17 protein-coding genes and 1 other annotated feature are annotated in these 19246 nt (G+C 28.6%); all 17 genes read right to left on the bottom strand.

Going from position 1 to position 19246, the window contains the following annotated elements:
- Nucleotides 1-55 precede the first annotated feature (55 nt).
- The 17 genes from CDIF1296T_RS05455 to CDIF1296T_RS05375 all read right to left on the bottom strand — a co-directional run bounded on the left by CDIF1296T_RS05455 (nucleotide 56) and on the right by CDIF1296T_RS05375 (nucleotide 19235).
- Nucleotides 56-571, bottom strand: coding sequence for a PaaI family thioesterase (locus CDIF1296T_RS05455; protein WP_003437086.1), 516 nt, complete (start codon nucleotides 569-571; stop codon nucleotides 56-58).
- A 362-nt stretch (nucleotides 572-933) separates the two neighbouring features.
- Nucleotides 934-2004, bottom strand: a complete 1071-nt coding sequence (leuB, locus tag CDIF1296T_RS05450; RefSeq protein WP_009895944.1) for a 3-isopropylmalate dehydrogenase — start codon at nucleotides 2002-2004, stop codon at nucleotides 934-936.
- 6 nt (nucleotides 2005-2010) lie between these two features.
- Complete coding sequence (gene leuD, locus CDIF1296T_RS05445) at nucleotides 2011-2502, bottom strand: 3-isopropylmalate dehydratase small subunit (protein WP_003437092.1); 492 nt, start codon at nucleotides 2500-2502, stop codon at nucleotides 2011-2013.
- A gap of 14 nt (nucleotides 2503-2516) precedes the next feature.
- Nucleotides 2517-3794, bottom strand: a complete 1278-nt coding sequence (leuC, locus tag CDIF1296T_RS05440; RefSeq protein WP_009895941.1) for a 3-isopropylmalate dehydratase large subunit — start codon at nucleotides 3792-3794, stop codon at nucleotides 2517-2519.
- Entirely contained in the window at nucleotides 3751-5493 is a 1743-nt protein-coding gene (gene leuA, locus CDIF1296T_RS05435; protein WP_003437098.1) for a 2-isopropylmalate synthase, read from the bottom strand. The genes leuC and leuA overlap by 44 nt, the downstream gene beginning before the upstream one ends.
- A 123-nt stretch (nucleotides 5494-5616) precedes the next feature.
- Nucleotides 5617-5863: a binding site (T-box leader), on the bottom strand.
- Between the two features lie 147 nt (nucleotides 5864-6010).
- Nucleotides 6011-6457, bottom strand: a complete 447-nt coding sequence (locus tag CDIF1296T_RS05430; RefSeq protein ID WP_009892857.1) for a hypothetical protein — start codon at nucleotides 6455-6457, stop codon at nucleotides 6011-6013.
- A 20-nt stretch (nucleotides 6458-6477) separates the two neighbouring features.
- On the bottom strand, nucleotides 6478-7197 hold the full coding sequence (locus tag CDIF1296T_RS05425) for a phosphatase (protein ID WP_009895939.1): 720 nt from the start codon (nucleotides 7195-7197) through the stop codon (nucleotides 6478-6480).
- 117 nt (nucleotides 7198-7314) lie between these two features.
- A complete protein-coding gene (locus CDIF1296T_RS05420) occupies nucleotides 7315-8589 on the bottom strand; it encodes a 30S ribosomal protein S1 (protein WP_004453528.1) in 1275 nt (424 codons plus the stop codon).
- Between the two features lie 199 nt (nucleotides 8590-8788).
- Nucleotides 8789-10156, bottom strand: a complete 1368-nt coding sequence (locus CDIF1296T_RS05415) for an MATE family efflux transporter (RefSeq protein WP_003437109.1) — start codon at nucleotides 10154-10156, stop codon at nucleotides 8789-8791.
- 249 nt (nucleotides 10157-10405) lie between these two features.
- Entirely contained in the window at nucleotides 10406-10843 is a 438-nt protein-coding gene (locus CDIF1296T_RS05410; protein WP_009888743.1) for a COG2426 family protein, read from the bottom strand.
- Nucleotides 10844-10874: 31 nt separating this feature from the next.
- Nucleotides 10875-11504, bottom strand: coding sequence for an HAD-IB family hydrolase (locus CDIF1296T_RS05405; protein ID WP_009895936.1), 630 nt, complete (start codon nucleotides 11502-11504; stop codon nucleotides 10875-10877).
- A 33-nt stretch (nucleotides 11505-11537) separates the two neighbouring features.
- Nucleotides 11538-12425, bottom strand: a complete 888-nt coding sequence (locus tag CDIF1296T_RS05400; protein ID WP_003437117.1) for a decaprenyl-phosphate phosphoribosyltransferase — start codon at nucleotides 12423-12425, stop codon at nucleotides 11538-11540.
- 28 nt (nucleotides 12426-12453) lie between these two features.
- Nucleotides 12454-13674 (bottom strand): DUF6080 domain-containing protein, encoded by a 1221-nt coding sequence (locus tag CDIF1296T_RS05395; RefSeq protein WP_021359034.1) that lies wholly within the window; start codon nucleotides 13672-13674, stop codon nucleotides 12454-12456.
- Nucleotides 13675-14075: 401 nt separating this feature from the next.
- Nucleotides 14076-15218, bottom strand: coding sequence for an aldo/keto reductase (locus tag CDIF1296T_RS05390; protein ID WP_018112604.1), 1143 nt, complete (start codon nucleotides 15216-15218; stop codon nucleotides 14076-14078).
- A 140-nt stretch (nucleotides 15219-15358) separates the two neighbouring features.
- Nucleotides 15359-16225: a cation diffusion facilitator family transporter gene (locus CDIF1296T_RS05385; RefSeq protein WP_003437125.1), complete on the bottom strand. Its 867-nt coding sequence runs from the start codon at nucleotides 16223-16225 to the stop codon at nucleotides 15359-15361.
- A 333-nt stretch (nucleotides 16226-16558) separates the two neighbouring features.
- Nucleotides 16559-18106 (bottom strand): ABC transporter permease/substrate-binding protein, encoded by a 1548-nt coding sequence (locus CDIF1296T_RS05380; protein WP_009895932.1) that lies wholly within the window; start codon nucleotides 18104-18106, stop codon nucleotides 16559-16561.
- Complete coding sequence (locus CDIF1296T_RS05375) at nucleotides 18099-19235, bottom strand: ABC transporter ATP-binding protein (RefSeq protein ID WP_009895930.1); 1137 nt, start codon at nucleotides 19233-19235, stop codon at nucleotides 18099-18101. Before CDIF1296T_RS05375 ends, CDIF1296T_RS05380 begins: the two co-directional genes overlap by 8 nt.
- Between the last annotated feature and the right edge of the window lie 11 nt (nucleotides 19236-19246).

Genomic DNA, 19246 nt, shown 5'->3' with positions numbered 1-19246 from the left:
TTTTATTTTTTCTAAATATAAAATTTATGTTTTAAAATGTAAAATTTTTATTTAATCAAAGTTCAATATATTCCACTTTTTCTTTCGATTCTTCAAAAAACCATTCTTCATTAGAAAAATCACCTTCTGCAATTTGTCCAATAGGCATTTTCATATACTTTCCAGTTGCTGTCACTGCTATATCTCCATTTGGTAGAATTATTTCTCCTGTACCTTCAAATAATTTTCTGTTTTCTTTAGTTATTCTTCCAACAACTTTTATAGTAGCATCTGTTGGTACTGGTTTCTTATATTTCAACTCTAAAGATACTGTTACTCCCCATATTTGGTCATCATTTATACTTACAGCTCTTCCAATAGTCTCATCCAATATTGCAGCAGACATACCTCCATGAACTCTCCCAGGATAACTTTGATGCCAATCCTTTGTATTACAAATTGATACAAGCTCTCCATTTTCAAGTTCATAAAAATCTGCTTTAAGTCCTAGCTCATTTTGTGTTCCACAAACTAAACAAGATTTACTACTATTTTGCTTCTTCAAAACTTTATACTTTGCCAAAAAATCCATCTCCTAACCGACATTAGTAGTCGCTTAATATTAAATAATTCTAAAATATATTATATAATATTAATAAAATCCCTGCAAACTTCTAATAATAAAAATAGGCTACTTCAATATGATAAGTTTAATTTAAAGTATTATTTTCCAAAAAATAACTTTATCAAAATAGAAACTCAAAGTAGATATAAGCCTCTTTTTCGTTATTAAAATAGTAAAAATATATTTTACTTAATATAAAAAAGAGTGTCTCATTAACTAATAAAGTTTATTTTGAGACACCCCTCATAAAACAAATTATACTACAATAGATTTTTACTAATTCTACAAGTTATATATTCAAATTATATTATTCAAATTAAACTATAATTCTAAATTTCATTTACTATTAATTCGCCCATTGCTCTTGTTCCTACAACATTTCCCACACCATTATAGATATCAATAGTTCTATAACCTTTATTGAGTACACTTTGTACAGCATCTTCAATACACTTAGCTTCTTCTTCTAAGTTAAAACTATGTCTTAACATCATGCTTACAGATAGAATAGTCGCAATTGGATTTACAATATCTTTTCCAGCTATATCAGGTGCACTTCCATGTATTGGTTCATACATACCAAAACTATCTTCTCTAAGTGATGCTGATGGTAACATACCTATAGAACCCGTAATCATAGATGCTTCATCAGATATTATATCTCCAAATATATTATTAGTCACTATTACATCAAATTGGCTAGGGTCTTTTACAACTTGCATAGCAGCATTATCAACATACATATGTGACAGTTCTACATCTTCAAACTCTTTAGCTAATTCTTCCATTATACTTCTCCAAAGTCTTGAACTCTCAAGCACATTTGCCTTATCTACACTTATAAGTTTTTTATTTCTATTTCTGGCTATTTCAAAAGCTCTCTTACCAATTCTTCTTATTTCATTTTCGTTATATATTTCTACATCATAAGCATTTTCGATACCATCAATGATTTTTCTTCCACGTTCTCCAAAATAAATGCCCCCTGTTAATTCCCTTACAACAACAAAATCAATGCCTTTCTCAACTATATCCGTTCTAAGTGGTGAAGCTTCTTTTATACTTTCATACATTGTAGCTGGTCTTAAATTTGCAAATAAACCCAATGACTCTCTTAATTTTAAAAGACCAGACTCTGGTCTTTTATCTCCCTTACATTTATCCCACTTTGGTCCTCCAACAGCACCAAGCAATACAGCTTCGTTTTTTCGACAAGTTTCAACAGTTTTATTAGGTAGAGGTTCTCCAGTTTCATCAATCGCGCATCCTCCAGCTAATACATATTCACAATCGAATCTATGATTAAATTTACAACAAATTTTATTTAGAACCTTTATACCTTCATCTATAATTTCCGGTCCAACACCATCACCTTTTATGACTGCTATATTACAATTCATACTCCACTACCCCCTATTTGCTTTTATTGAGTTAATTAAGCCTTCATTTAATATAATATTTTGCATAAACTCAGGAAATGGTTCTGCTTTATATTCTTTTCCTTTTGTTATATTTTTTATCACACCTGTAGAAAAATCTACTTCTATATTATCCCCTTCATCTATGTTATTGGCAGCTTCTTCACATTCAAGTATAGGAAGCCCTATATTTATAGAGTTTCTAAAAAATATTCTAGCAAAAGTAGAAGCAATCACACAGGATACTCCACTTTCTTTTATTACAATTGGTGCATGTTCTCTTGATGAACCACAACCAAAGTTTTTAGTTGCAACTATAATATCTCCTTTTTTTACCTTAGAGATAAATTTATCATCAATATCCTCCATACAATGCGTTGCTAGTTCTTTATAATCAGCTATATTTAAATATCTAGCTGGTATTATTACATCTGTATCTATATTGTCACCGAATTTAAAAACACTTCCATTGGCAATCATAAATTTTACCTCCCTTAAATTATTTCTGATGGTTTTGATATTTTTCCAGTTATAGCTGATGCTGCTGCTACAGCTGGGCTTGCAAGATACACCTCTGAATCAACATGCCCCATTCTTCCTACGAAATTCCTATTTGTTGTTGAAATGGATTTTTCTCCTGCTGCAAGTATACCCATATGTCCCCCTAGACATGGACCACAAGTTGGTGTAGAAACTGCTGCTCCTGCCTCTATAAAAGTGGTAATATACCCTTTTTCTATAGCTTCAAGATATACTTTTTGAGTTCCAGGAAATATCATAACTCTAACTCCATCTGCTACTTTTTTGCCTTTCATTATCTCAGCTACTACTTCAAGGTCTGATATTCTTCCATTTGTACAAGAGCCTATTACAACTTGGTCTATCTTTATATCCTTATCTATCTCATCTACTGTTCTAGTATTTTCAGGAAGATGAGGAAAGGCTACTGTTTCTTTTAGTTTGGCTAAATCTATTTCGTATACTTCATCATAGACTGCATCTTCATCTGCTTCATATATATTTACATCTTTTGTCATAGTTGAACACTTATGTGAATTTATATATTCCATAGTCTTATCGTCTACTGGAAAAATTCCATTTTTTGCTCCTGCTTCTATTGCCATATTACAAATAGTAAATCTATCATCCATAGATAAGTATTCTACTCCATCTCCACAAAATTCCATTGACTTGTAAAGTGCTCCATCAACACCTATCTCCCCTATTATATGAAGTATTATATCTTTACCACTTATCCATTTATTTGGTTTATTTTTCAAAACAAATTTTATTGCTCCAGGAACCTTAAACCAACATTTTCCTGTAGCCATACCTGCTCCCATATCAGTTGAACCTACACCAGTAGAAAATGCTCCTAATGCTCCATATGTGCAAGTATGAGAGTCAGCACCTATAATTACATCTCCAGCAGTTACTATACCTTTTTCAGGAAGAAGAACATGCTCTATTCCCATATCTCCTACATCAAAAAAATTTACAACTCCTTTTGATTTTGCGAAACTTCTTGTAAATTTACATTGTTCTGCACTCTTTATATCTTTATTAGGTGTAAAGTGGTCTAAAACCATCACTACTTTAGTCTTATCATAAACATCTTCAATTCCTAATTTTTCAAATTCTCTAATGGCTACTGGTGATGTTATATCATTACCTAAAACTACATCTAAATCTGCTTCGATTAATTGCCCTTTCTTAACTTCATTTAATTTAGCATGTTTGGCTAATATTTTCTGCGTCATAGTCATCCCCATTTTTTATTTCCTCCTCAATATAACTTTTATTTATTGCATTCATAAGTGCATTAATAGCTGCTGTATTTATGTTTTCCGATATACTTACACCAAAATAGACTTCATTATTGTGCTCTATTCCTACATAAGCTACCCCTCTTGAATGTGACCCTTCCTCTAATGCATGTTCCCAGTAATATCTAAATTTATAATCTTTCATGCCACATTGCTTTAGTGCATTATTAAATGAATCTACAGGTCCATTTCCTATACCAACAATCCTTTGTTCATTTCCCATATAACTTATTCTTGCAGTCATCTCAATCATGTTAGTATCATTAGAATCATCATTTTCATAGTTTAATTCATCCATTGATTTTATTTTATACTTCTTAACTTTATAAGGGCTCTCAACTTCAATATATTCTTTCTTAAACAAATTAAATATTGCTTCACTACTAAGTTCTTCCCCAATTCTATCAGATTCCATTTTGACTACATTTCCAAAATCAGAATGCATATTCTTAGGTATCATAAATCCATAATCTGTTTCCATTATATAAACAGCTCCTCCTTTTCCAGATTGGCTATTTATCCTTATAATTTCTTTGTATTCTCTTCCAATATCATGAGGGTCTATTGGTAAATATGGAACTTCCCAGTAATCATTATCTCTGTTTTTCATTGCTATCATGCCTTTTCTAATAGCATCTTGATGTGAACCTGAAAAAGCACAATGTACAAGATTACCTGCATATGGATGTCTATCATGTACCATAAGTTTTGTACAGTCTTCATATATACCTATTATCTTATCTATATTGCTAAAATCTAGCTCTGGGTCTATTCCTTGTGTATAAAGATTAAGTCCCACATTTACTATATCCATATTCCCAGTTCTTTCACCATTTCCAAATAGTGTTCCTTCAAGTCTATCGGCACCAGCCAATAATCCAAGTTCACTTGCAGCCGTACAAGTTCCTCTATCATTGTGAGTATGCAAACTTAGTATAATAGAATCCCTACAACTTATATTTTTACAAAACCATTCTATTTGGTCTGCATATACGTTTGGTGTTGCCATTTCAACTGTTGATGGAAGATTTATTATTACTTTTTTTTGAGGAGTTGGTTTCCAAACATCTATCACTGCCTCACATATTTCAAGTGCATAATCCATCTCTGTTCCTGTAAAACTCTCTGGTGAATATTCAAAAGTAAATTCTGTTTCTGGATATTTTTTTACTTCTTCATTAAATAATTTTGCTCCTTCAACTGCTATATCTATTATTTCTTGTTTACTCATATTAAAAACCACATCTCTTTGAAGAACAGATGTAGAGTTATATAAATGTATAATTGCTTTTTTACATCCCCTTATTGATTCAAATGTTTTTTCTATAAGATGAGCCCTAGATTGTGTAAGTACTTGTATAGTTACATCATCTGGAATCATATTCTCATCTATTAATTTTCTTAAAAATGTATACTCTGTATTTGATGCTGATGGAAATCCTACCTCTATTTCTTTAAATCCTGTATCAATAAGCATTTTGAACATTCTGACTTTTTCATTTACACTCATAGGTGTTGGCAGTGACTGATTTCCGTCTCTTAAATCGACACTACACCAAATTGGAGCCTTAAATATTTCATTATCTGGCCATTTACGATTTACTATTTGCATTTTATCATATTTTTTATACTTTCCACACTTCATGTTATTTCCCCCTTTTTCTGTTTTTTGTATTCAGTATACCTCATATCGACGCAATCCTGCACAATTCATAAGGATAAATGTCAATTTTATCATTAGAATAAAAAAAACCTCATCTCTAATAAAATTAGAGACGAGGTTTTGCTCGCGGTACCACTCTATTTAGCTTTCTAAAAAGCTCCCTTAGTAATAGCCAATACAATAATTATAATGACTATATTTCCTATAACGTGGAATTACTCCGATTATTCTAAGATTTAAATCTTAGAAAACAGCTCCTAGACAAGTTCAGAACTATCAACTACTAAATCACACCATCCTTTAGCTCTCTGAAAGTTTCATTGTTCTTACTACTTCTATTCATCACTTTTTTAATCATTTAAATTTTCTAAATATTTTGATTTAATAGTTATTATATACACATTAAAATGTATTGTCAACACAAAAAATAATTATCTCAATTTTTTATTTTTGATAAGCAATTCTATAAAACATGCTAACTATTGAAAACAGTATGATATTATGCCTTAAACTTTTTCATCTTTTCATCTATGATATTCAATAATTTTTTTTCATCTTCCAAACTCAATGCCCTTAATCTAATTTTATAATTAGATTCGTCAGTGTATATATTTAATATATTTTTTACTACTTCTATTTTTTCTATTATCTTATAATTAAACTTTTGACTTTGTTTAGATTTTATACTGAATATACATTGATTATTTATTAATATTGAATGATTATCGAGAGTAATATATACTTTTCCCTCATATTTATTTGAAAAATCACGACCTTGTTTAAATAGAAAAACTGCTGTTATTATACATAAAATATATAATATTGTCGTTGAATATATAAAAATTGTAGCTAAAATTATAAGTGCTAAAACCATATATATAGTCATTCCTTTTTTAAAATAACCATTGTCATAATAATTCATATAGATAAACTTATTTTTACTCAAATTTTTTCACTCCCAAGATTCTAAAAATTTATATCAAAAAATTCTATAATTTCATCTTCATGATAATTTATGACTAATTCATCTGGAAAATCTACTGCTTCTAAAACTTTTTCTGCATTTTCAAATTCTCCTATAGAATAACATATATGAGAGTCAGTACCAAGAATTACTCTTGCACCATATGTTTTACACAATGTCAACATATGACTTACATTTTCCCAAGTACCCGTTCTATGAGAATTTGAACTTAATGATGAATTATTTATTTCTAAAAGGATATTTTTATCTTTAGCTTTTTTTACTATAGGTTCATAATCTAAAGGATACCTACTGTCATCTGGATGTCCAATTATTTTTACCTTAGGTTTATCCATAACTTTTAAAATAGCATTTGTATTTTCTTCTTTTGTACCAGAAGCTATACAAGGTCTATGCAAACTTGCGATTATATAATCCAAATGTTGCAACATATCTTCTTGAACATCTAAATTACCATTATAATCCATTATATTTCCTTCTATTCCTCTAAGAATCTTTACGCCTTGCACTTCACGTGGAAGCAAATGCAAATTATAAAAATAGAATGGATGTGGTCCTCCTGGCATATTAGGTCCATGGTCTGATATTCCTAAGTATTTTATATTCTTCTTACTCGCCTCTTCGACATTTTCCTTGAAAGTACTATGTGCATGTCCACTTATTAGAGTGTGACAATGTACATCCATAATAGACTTTTTCATTAAATTTCCTCCTAATATTTTACATAAATTCGTGAAAATAGCTAAAGGGCTATTTCAAAACTAAAGCTGTCATAATAGACAGTGTAACGTTTTAAAACAGCCCCATTTTCAATTATTTTACACTTCTAAATCTTTAAATTTATCTTTAAATAATTCTCCAATACTTCCTAAAGATTCCTCTACTTCTAGGTATTCTGTTATATCCTCTTCTGGCTCTCTAGTTGCTTCTTTTATTGAAACCAACATTCTTTTAGTCTTTGGTTTAAAATCAAGAATCTTAACTTTAACCTCATCTCCAATATTAACAACATTAGTAACTTTAGCCACTCTAGTATCACTCAATTCAGATATTGGTAAATACGCATCTACACCTTCTTTAATTTGAACAAAAGCCCCTTTTTCTATTATTCTAAGAACTTTAGCATTGACAACATCATCAATTTGTACTTCTTTTGCTATTAAATCCCAAGGGTCATTATTTATGTCTTTTAATGCCAAGGCAATTTTTTTAGTCTCTTTATTTACATCCAACACATAAACTTCTACTTCTTGTCCCTCTGAAACAACATCTTCAACACTTTCAACTCTTGTCCAAGCTAAATTATTTATATGTGCTAATCCTTCAATCCCACCAATATCCACAAATGCACCATAAGGCATTATCTTTGTCACCTTACCATCTCTTTTTTGTCCAACTTCAAGAGAATTAAATAAGTCTTCTTTAGCTGCTTTGATACGAGCCTTTTCTTCTTCTCTTTCTTGCTTAATTCTTGCTCTTTCAGCTTCTTTTTCTGCCTTAATTTGAGCTCTTCTTTCTTCTCTCTCTTTATTTATACGCTCTTGTAATACATCTCTATGAGATGCTACAAGTCTATTTTTTCTAACATCCAATTCTTTTATATAAACTTCTAAGTTAAGACCAACAAATTTAGATGTATCTGTAATAAATTTTGTATCAAGTTGAGAAATTGGTATAAAAAATGTATATGTATTGTAATTAGCAAATACACCTTTATCTATATTCTTTTCAACATTTACAGTTATTATTCTATGTTCATCATAAGCCTTTTGTAACTCGGCAAAATCATTTCTTTTGTCAAGTTGTAATTTAGATAAAGTTATTGTACCATCTTTTTGAGATACTTTTGTTATTACAGCAGTTATTTCATCACCTATGTGGTATATATCTTCTATATATTGATTTTTTTCTATGTTCAATTCACTTATAGGTATTATTCCATCAAACCCATAGTCTAATCCTAATTGTACTTCATCATTTCTCACTGCAGTTATTTTTCCAGTTGTCAATTCTCCAACTTTCACTTTGCTGAATACTTGTTCTTGCTGGTCAAGTAATTCTTGCATTGTTAAATCATTTTCCATTATAAACATCCTTTCCTCTTATTGATTATCATATCTGTAAATATTATACCATTAATATTGCAAATACTTACATTTTTCTTACTATAATTTTTAAAATAAATTCAACTTCATATATTTATACATTATAGAAAATATCTTATTAAATTAAAATACAAATTCTAATTTTTATCTAATAAAATATTTTCATAAAAAATTTATATTGTATATCTTATTCTTTTATTGCTTTAGGTTTTGATAGAAAACATTTATAAAATATAAAGAAAGAAATTGCTGTTATAGTAGCAGCTGTTATATCTGCAACTGGCTCTGCTAAAATTACTGCAAAAAGTTTTTCATTAAAGAATGTTGGAAGTATAAATATTAAAGGTATTAAAAGTACAATCTTTCTAAGTAGAGCTAAAACCAAAGATATTGTTGCTTTTCCAAGTGCTAAAAATGTCTGTTGACAAGCTATTTGAATCCCAAACATAAAAGCACCAGCAAAATATATTTTTATACTCCAACTAGTCATACTAAGTAACTGCGGATTCTTATTAAATATACTAACAAAAAATGCAGGAAATATCATTAATAAAAGCCATAAAATAGTAGAATATGTAAAACATGACAATAAACACAACTTAAATGTCTTTTTTACTCTATCAAGTTGACCTGAACCATAATTATAACTTATTATTGGTTGTGCTCCTTGTGTAACCCCCATATTAGGAAGCATAAGAATTTGCATTATACTGCTCATTATGGCCATTGAACCTACTGCTAAATCTCCTCCATACATTTGTAATTTACTATTTAAGGCTATAAGTACTAAACTTTCTGTAGATTGCATTATAAATGGAGAGATTCCCAAGCCAAGCACTGGTAAGATGATACTTGCTTTTGGTATCATATACTTCTTTTTTATTTTAAGTATACTTTTCTTTCCAAAGAGAAACATAAGCACCCAAATAGCAGAAACGCCTTGTGCAATTATAGTAGCTAATGCAGCTCCTTTTACACCCATATTAAAGCCAAATATAAAAATCGGGTCAAGTATTATGTTTATTAAAGCACCTATAGCAACTGTCATCATTCCAGTTGTAGCAAACCCTTGGGTATTTATAAAAGTATTCATACCCATTGAAATCTGAACAAACACTGTACCTATTAAATAAATATTTAAATAGTCCATTGAATATCCAATTGTAGATTCACTTGCTCCAAACATCCAAAGTAAAGGCTCTTTTCCAATCTTAAAACCTATAGTCAAAAGTATTGCTAAAATCACCAGTACAGAAAAACTGTTACTCATTATTTTCTCTGCCTCATCATTGTTTTGCTCACCCATTTTTATAGCAGCTAATGGACCTCCTCCCATACCGATTAAATAACTACATGCAGTTATTATAATTATTATTGGAAATGCCACTCCAACACCAGCCATAGCAACTTCTCCATTTTCCATTCTACCAATAAAAATCCTATCGACTATGTTGTATAAAACATTTACAATTTGTGCGATAATAGCAGGTGTAGCAAGTTTAAATAATAATTTACCCACACTTTCACTACCTAAGTTAGTGTTTGAATTTTCCATTTTAAAACCTCCTCAATCCAATAATTAAAATGTATCACTAAAATTTTATTCTATATAAAAATTTCATTTTATTAGCAGACAAATTTAGAGTACTTTCCCTACAAGTAATACTATACTATATTTCTTTTGCCATAGTAAACATTTTAGAACTAACTGAAGTTAAATACTTTATCTCATTTTTTATTTATTATTAAAAATTTTTCACATATACTCATAAAAAAACTATCCAAGTATATTACTTAGATAGTTTTATATTATATGTAAAGAAAGAGCTGAAACTATAACCCCTGATAACAAATTACCAAGAAATACTCCCATAAAAGCATCTTTTATTCTCATTTTTAATATGGAAGCTATAGCAGATGCAGTCCATGTTCCTGTAGTTGGCAGTGGTATACCTACAAATAGTATTATACCAATTATCGAAACACTTTTTAATTTCTTCATTCTTGAGTTTATTTTTCTATCAATTACATCAGCAATCCCTTTAAATAGTTTCTTCCCTCTTAAAAATTGCAATACATGTCTGAATGTCAATATCAAGGGAATCGATACCAATGTAGAACCTATTACACTAAATACATAAACCCATATAGGATTTAAGCCCATTGCAATACCTATAGGAATGGCTCCCCTCAATTCTGTTACAGGAACCATAGATAAAATTAATATGTGTAAATATCCCAAACTATTCCCTCCTATTCTAAGTGACATTAAGTTATGAATTTATTTGCTCTATAACCTCACCATCCTTTTTACTAACTAAAAATGCATTTTTAGTCAATGAAAGCATTGGTAAATCACTCTTAGAGTCTGAATATGCATATGAATTTTCATAATCAATCTCTATCCCAAGTTTACCTAATACAGCCTTTATTCTTTTTACTTTTTCAATTCCCTTACAGTTTTCTCCAATGAATTGATTTTTATATCTTGAATTTTCATAAAAAAACTCCGTGCCTATAACCTCGTCTGCAAGACCATAATACTTAAAATATTTCATATATGCATATGGAGATGCAGTTATCATAATTATAACATTATCTTCTTCTTTATTTTTGTAAATAACCTTTTTCATAGATTCGTTAATTTTTTTCATTATGCAATCATCAAAAAACTTTTTTAAATCTTCTTCACTAAAATCTACTATTGGATAAAAGATTGCCTCTTTTGCCTTCTTCAAAGGTATCATTCTAATTAAATACATAAATAGAATAAAAATAATGTATGGCAACTTTATAATAGTTTTAAAGGTTTTATTTTTTAAAGAGTAAATAAAAAAATCTATCATGCTATCAGTATTTATAACAGTATAATCTACATCAAGTAATAATACACTTTTTTTCATAAGTATTTCCCCATCCTATCACTAAAAATATCACTAAAAAATCAATATTATTAAACATGTAATTATCCATAAGATTACGTTTATTTTTAAAGCATTATCTTTTAGGACAATATCAGTAGGATTATTTTCATTTGTAGTGTTAATTATATAATTATATCTAAGTACACCATAAACTACAAATATTGTTGTAAATATCATATGTGGCTTTTCTGGATTACTTGTAGAATACAATGCATAACATACAATTGTAGAACTTAATATAACTATCATCATTTGATTTAGATTTTCTATGTCATAATCTTCCAATATTTTTCTATGTTCAACTGCATCATCTCTTAAAGTTTCTATTTCTTTTTTACGTTTTCCAAGAGCTAAGTACAGAGATAAGAAAAATGTACATAAAATTATCCAATTTGATAAACTAACACTTATGGCTACACATCCTGCATAAACCCTAAGTATAAAACCAAGAGATATTGAAAACACATCTAATAGTATTATATTCTTTAGTTTAAGAGAATATAATATATTGTTTATCAAATAGAGACTGAGAATTATAGAAAGATTAAAACTAACAACTGTTGATAAACAGACTGAAATTAAAGCTAATACTACAAATAGTATATTAGCACTTTTTTTGCTTATTCTTCCACTTGCCACTGGTCTATTACATTTTTTAGGATGTTTTTTATCTTTATCCATGTCTATAGCATCATTCAGTGCATATACTGATGATGACATTAGACAAAAACACACAAACGCAATAAACGTATTTAAAAATAAATTTATATTTAGTATGTTGTTTGAAAAAATTATAGCTGAAAATACAAAGAAATTCTTTATATATTGCTTTATTCTCATTAACTTTATATAATCTGAAATTTTAGTAAGAAGCCTTATACTTGTATTGGTCTGTTTCATAAACTTACTACCCTTTCAATATTATTTTTTAAACAGGATATGATTTTATCCCTATGTTTAAAATTTCTATAAATCCATTGACATTACTGATTACTATAGTAACCAATAACAGCGATAGAAATATATTATACATATTCTTTTCATTTTTTCTAAGCGCTTTCGTAAAGTAAGCCAATAAAATTATAACTGCAAAACTAAAATTTATAGCCATAATACTTGAATTGACTAGATTATATCCTACTATACCATGTAAAGTTAGATTGAATATAATTATTCCCATACATAGCTTAGGAACTCTTTTTTCTGAATTTTCAATAACTGATAAAACACAAAAACATAAAGCTAATAATGTAAGAATTACTGGTATTGTAGCAACTTCTCCATTTTGCAAAAATAACCCTTTTTTAATACTTGCTCCAGGAAAATAAAAAACCGAATACAATAATCTCTCTATAATCATTGCAATCTTTTCCAAAATTGGTTCTCCACTTATAAATTTCGTATCATACTGTATTACATTTCCAAGGTTCATAAAACTCTCATAAGACTTTGTTGAAACTACACAAATATATGCCATTAGGATAAATGTAATTAAATGTTTTAACATTTTTCCTATTTTTAATTTAAACTCAAATATCATATTAAAAAAATACAAATATATATTACTAATAGTTATTCCAAATAGAGGAATAGCTGCTAATTCTACTAAATAAGAATTTTTTCCTTTCATCTTATTTGCAATAACTATGAAAAATATTAATGAAAATTGGCTATATATAAATCTCTCTACATTTAAAGTCATAAATAACTGTGGAAAAGAAAATATCATTATCATAGTAAGTAAAATTAAAGTTAATCTCTGCATTTTTATCTTTTTAATATGATTAAAGACTAAAGTTATTGACATAGCACTAGTTATTATTTGTAGACAAATTAGTCCAAACCCATAGGCACTATTAAAATCTGTTGTCCCAGGATTTGCTATTGAAGTACAAAATAGGTATATTGGATATGCAAAAATTGATATAATTGCTGAAAACAATATGTGCTTACTATTGTCTTGACTTATAGCAAATACATTTAAATTGAATAAAACTCCTGTATCTGTATCTAACAATACATCATAAGTATTGTTTAAATCATAAAATATAGTAGTCTTAGAAAAAAATATCTTAGTTATTATTAAGTAAGTTATTACAACTAATATAAACAAAAACATCTCGTTTTTATATTTTAATATTTTACTCATCAATATATCACCATCCATTCATTATATAGGATTTGCTGACACCTACAATTTATTCCTTATATTTAATAGCCATCTTCATAATGTTCTTACTTGTTTTATTGTAATTGAATAACTCTTTATTTACAACCACAATATTTACTTTATTGATGTTATAATCAGTCAAGTATTGTTTATATAACATAGATTAGTGTTGTATAAAATGAGAATTTGTAAGCAATATTAATGTAAAATATTTGAAAAACTTTATATAAAAATATACAATGTTGCTTATGGAATTAAACTATAACAAATTAAAGCATAATTTAAGGAGACAAAATTATAATCTGTCTCCTTAAATATTAAAACTATATTTTAAAACATTACTAAATACTATACAAATTTCAAATATAGTATAAAATTAATTAGACTTTAACACTATTAACTCCATCTTCTTCCCATTTTTTAATTTCTTTTAATCTATCTATTATAGGTAAATGCTGAGTACATTCAACTTCACATTTTCCACAAGATATACATTCTTTAGCTTTTGCCTTACTATTCATTGTGTAATTCCAATGTCCTAAGCCATAAACTAACTTTGTCATTTCTTCATCACTCTTTTTAAACATCTGCTTTTCATTATAAAAAAGCATATAGGCTGGGGTATTAATACCTTTTGGACATACTTTACAATAACCACAACCTGTACATATTTCGTTCATATTCTTATTTAATCTAGTCTCAATATCATGTATATCCTCATCTGAATAAATTCTATTTTCGTCTGCAATTTTACATGCATCATCTATATCTTGTTTTTTATTAAACCCTATCAAAGATATACTTATTTGTGAAATTCCTATGTTGAATCTTAAAGCTGATTCTATAGTACTTTCGCCATCTTTTGATAGAAAAGAAAGTTCTTTATTATACTTTGGAATAGTTCCACCACTTAATGGATTCATTGCCACAACACCATATCCATTATCAACAGCATATTTGGCACCTTTTAGCCTATATGGAAAGTTTAATATATTTATTCCCATAGTTACACCTTCAAACTTATTTTCACTTAGAATATCTATAACCTCATCTCCTGGTTGATGAGATGAAAATACTATATGGTCTATCAATCCTTCTTCTTTACATTTCAATAATCCTTCATATTGACCTCCAGGTCTCATTGCTAGTTCGTAATGTTCCATCTTTCTAATATTCCAAACATGATAAAAATTTATTTTAGATACGCCTAATCGTTCTATTGATTTTTTTACAGCCTCTATAGCTTTTTCTGATGTATCACATGCTTTTGGCTTTTCTTTAGTTGATACATAAAAATCGGTCTTACCTTCCTTTATCATTTGTCTAAAGGCTAGTCCAAATATATCTTCACTTCTGTCATCACAATACCCTGGTGCTGTATCAAAGTAATTAATACCTTTTTCATACGCATATTTGACTAAATCAGCATTTTCTTGATTACTTTTTTCTAAATCAAACCTTAATCCTCCATAGCCAACTACTGAAACCATTTTCCCTGTCTTTCCATATTCAACGTATCTCATTGTAAATTCCTCCTTAGATATATTAAGACTTAATTTCTTTATAGAAAATATTATACCATAAATAATTTTTATAAATTATTTATGGTATAATATTTTTTTTATAAATTATATTTTTTTATAACTTGTATTTTATAACTAAGTTAAAAACTATAAAAAGGTTCAATATGGACTATTACTTGAGCATTTTCATTAATTTCTTCTTGTATTTGTTTCTCAATTTTATGTGTTAAATCATGAGATTGCTCTACGCTTATAAATGGGTCTACCATTACATGCATGTCAATATAAATAGAACTTTTGCTACCTCTACTTCTGATATTGTGAACATCCCTTACCTCATTAAATTCAAACACAATTTCTTTTATATAATCCTCATCTACAGCCACTCTATCGACCAAAATTCCAATAGATGGCCTAAATATTCCATAAGCCGAATAAATTATGAATGCAGAAATAATAATAGGAACTATAGATTCTATTATTACTGGAAATCCTAACTTAACACCAACTAAAGTAACCAATACACCTAGAGACACAAATATATCACTTCTTGTATGCAATGAATCCGAAATCAAAACATAACTATTTAGTTTAGTCCCAATTCTATATTCATACATGCATACAAAAATATTTATAAAAAGTGTAATAATTAAAGCAATTAAACTTTCTATAGTTATAGCAGGTACAACTGGATTAGCTATTCTTAACACTGCACTAAGAATTATCTTAATTGCTATAACAAACAACATACCACTTATAAATAAACTGGTTATAATTTCAAACTTTTTATGTCCATAAGGATGATTTTTATCTTTTGGTTTAGATGCAAAGAAAATACCTATAAGCCCCACTATATTAGATGCTCCATCTGACAAAGAATGAAATCCGTCTGCTGTCATACTATAGCTTTTTATTTGATTACCAATAATGATTTTTAATAATGCTACTGCAAAATTAGCAAATAAAATTATCCACAATACTTGCTTCACTTTCTTATAGTTATCCATAACAAATTCCCCCTCCCTTCGATTCAATAAAGAAAGCTATCTATCAATATCAATCAACCAGACAATAAAATCGTATATAAGCACATTTACTATATTTATATTCAAAATTGGTTGTACTTGTTCATTCTATTTGAAACTTAATTATAAATAAAAATCGTAGGTATGGTTTTGGTATACATAAAAATAAGAGACTGTCTCAAAATAAAGATAATCTTCTTTTTTATTGTTGAAATGATAAAATATATTTGATTTCATATAAAAAAGAGTGCCTCATGAACTAAAAAGTTCATTTTGAGACACTCCCTTAAATTTTTGATATAAACTATTAATTTTTTATACTAAGCCTTCTTTAACTAAGAATGAATGAGCAACTTCTTCTGGTGATTTACCAAGTTCATCCACTTGATAATTAAGTTCTCTCATAGTTTCTTCATTTATTTTTCCTGAAAGCATATTCATAACTTTTTCTAACTCAGGATATTTCTTCAAAGTATCTTCTCTTACTAATGGTGCTGCATAATATGGTACAAAGAAATTTTTATCGTCCTCTAATATCTTAAGATTAAACTTTTTAATAAGACCATCAGTTAAAAATGCATCTATAACCTGAGATTCATTATTATCTAAAGCTGTATATCTTAAACTTCCATTCATTGCTTTTACATCTTTGAATTTTAAACCATAATCTCTAGAAAGCCCTACAAGACCATCTTCTCTATTTTCAAACTCCAAAGTTGGTGAGAATGTAAATTCTTTACCATATTTAGTCAAATCAGAAATAGTATTTATTCCATACTTTTCAGCAGTTTCAGGCATCATGGCTAATGTGTAAGTATTATTAAATCCAAGAGGGTCAAGTAAAGTTAACTGATTTTCTTTTTCCATAGTATCTTTTACAACATTATATGCTTCATCAGCATCTTTAATCGGAGCATGTCTCATTACATTTACCAAAAGTGTACCTGTATAGTCAACATACATGTCTAACTCACCAGATTTAATTGCATTAAATGCAACAGATGAACCACCTAGATTTAAATTCTTCTTAACTTTAAGATTCGTATTTTTTTCTACTAATTCAGCATAAACATTGCCAAGTATAAGTTGTTCTGTATAATCTTTAGAACCAATAGTTATTGTATCTTTTTTACTTGAAAAACTAGAACTAAAAACAACGAACAACATTGAAACAACAACCACTACAGATATTACTTTAAGTGCTATATAATTCTTCTTAGGTGCTTTTGGATTTAATCCTTTTGGAGTAACTGCAACTTCAATTTTACTAAATAAATAATCAACTAACAGTGCAATTATACATGATGGGATTGCCCCTGCTAAAATCATATTATTATTTACAGTTTGAACCCCTGAAAATACTAAATATCCTAAACCACCAGCACCTATAAATGCTGCAAGAGTCATCAAACCAACAGCTGTAACTGCAGATATTCTAACTCCACCCATTATTATAGGAAGTGCTAAAGGGAATTGTATTTTAAATAATGTCTGATTTCTTGTAAGACCAATACCTTTAGCTGATTCTAATACTACTGGGTCAATACTTGTTATACCTATATACGTATTTTTTACAATTGGTAGTAATGAATAAACCACTACCATAAATATGGCTGGTTTACTTCCTATACCAAGTATAGGTACAAGAAGACCCAAAAGTGCCATAGACGGAACTGCTTGGACTAAGTTTACAAATCCAAGTACAAACTTTCTAAGAGATGAGATTCTTGAAATAATTATTCCAAGAGGAACACCAACTATTATAGCTATTAAAATAGATGTAACAGTTAGACTCATATGTTGTATTAAAAGCTCTATAATCTTATCTTTTTGTAATAGTATAAAGTTAAAAAAATTAGCCAAGAACACTCACCTCCATTTCTAAGAATTGTTCACTTAAAACAGAAAGTAAACTACTTCTAGTAATAAGCCCTACCAGTTTATTTTCATCAGAAATAACCGGAATATATCCAACCGAATTACGATTCATTACATTTAGTATTTCTACTAAATTATCACCTTCATTTACATGCAAAGGCTCACTTGACATAATATCAGCAAGTAATATTGACTTATCATCAATATCTTTCATATCTTTTACAGTAACAATACCTTTTAATGTTTTTGCTCTATCTATAATTAGTAAGCTATCAACCTTACTCGTTCTCATAATTTCTATTCCTTGAGTTACAGTTCTAGTAGAATTAACAGCAATAGGATTTTTTATCATAATATCTCTTGCTTTTATATATTCTGGATTATCCCAAACTCTATCTTCTCCGATAAAATCTTTTACAAAGTCATTTGCAGGCTTTCTAAGTATATTTTCGGGAGTATCATATTGTGCTATTCTTCCATCCTTCATAATACAAATTTTATCAGCTATCTTTAAAGCCTCATCCATATCATGCGTTACAAATATTATAGTTTTTTTCAATTCATCTTGAAGAGAAAATAATTGTTCTTGTAAAGATGTTCTCGTTATTGGGTCTAAAGCACTAAAAGGCTCATCCATCAATATTATTTCAGCATCAGTAGCAATGGCTCTTGCAACACCGATTCTTTGTTGCTGTCCACCACTAAGTTCTGAAGGATACTTATTCAAAAATTCATCACTATCAAGTCCTACCATCTCAAGTAGTTGCAACGTTCTTTTTTCAATTTCTTCAACGGATTTTTCCTTTTTTAGGCGTGGAATTAGCTCTATATTTTCTTTTATTGTAAGATGAGGGAATAGGCCTGTGTTCTGTATAACATATCCTATTTTTCTTCTAAGCTCTATTTCATTTTCCTGAGAAATTGGTTTGCCATTAATATATATCTCACCAGATGTAGGTTTTATTAATTTGTTTATAAGCTTCAAAGTAGTAGTCTTTCCACAACCACTTGAACCAATCAAAACTACCAATGTACCTGTTTCTACAGCTAGAGAAATATCATCTAATATAACATTATTTCCTATTTTTTTTGTTACATTTCTTATCTCTATCATAATTTATCATC

The sequence above is a fragment of the Clostridioides difficile ATCC 9689 = DSM 1296 genome (assembly GCF_001077535.1).
Taxonomy (GTDB): Bacteria; Bacillota; Clostridia; order Peptostreptococcales; family Peptostreptococcaceae; genus Clostridioides; species Clostridioides difficile.
Note: the sequence above shows the minus strand (reverse complement) of the source record. Positions and strands in the feature narration are given on the sequence as shown.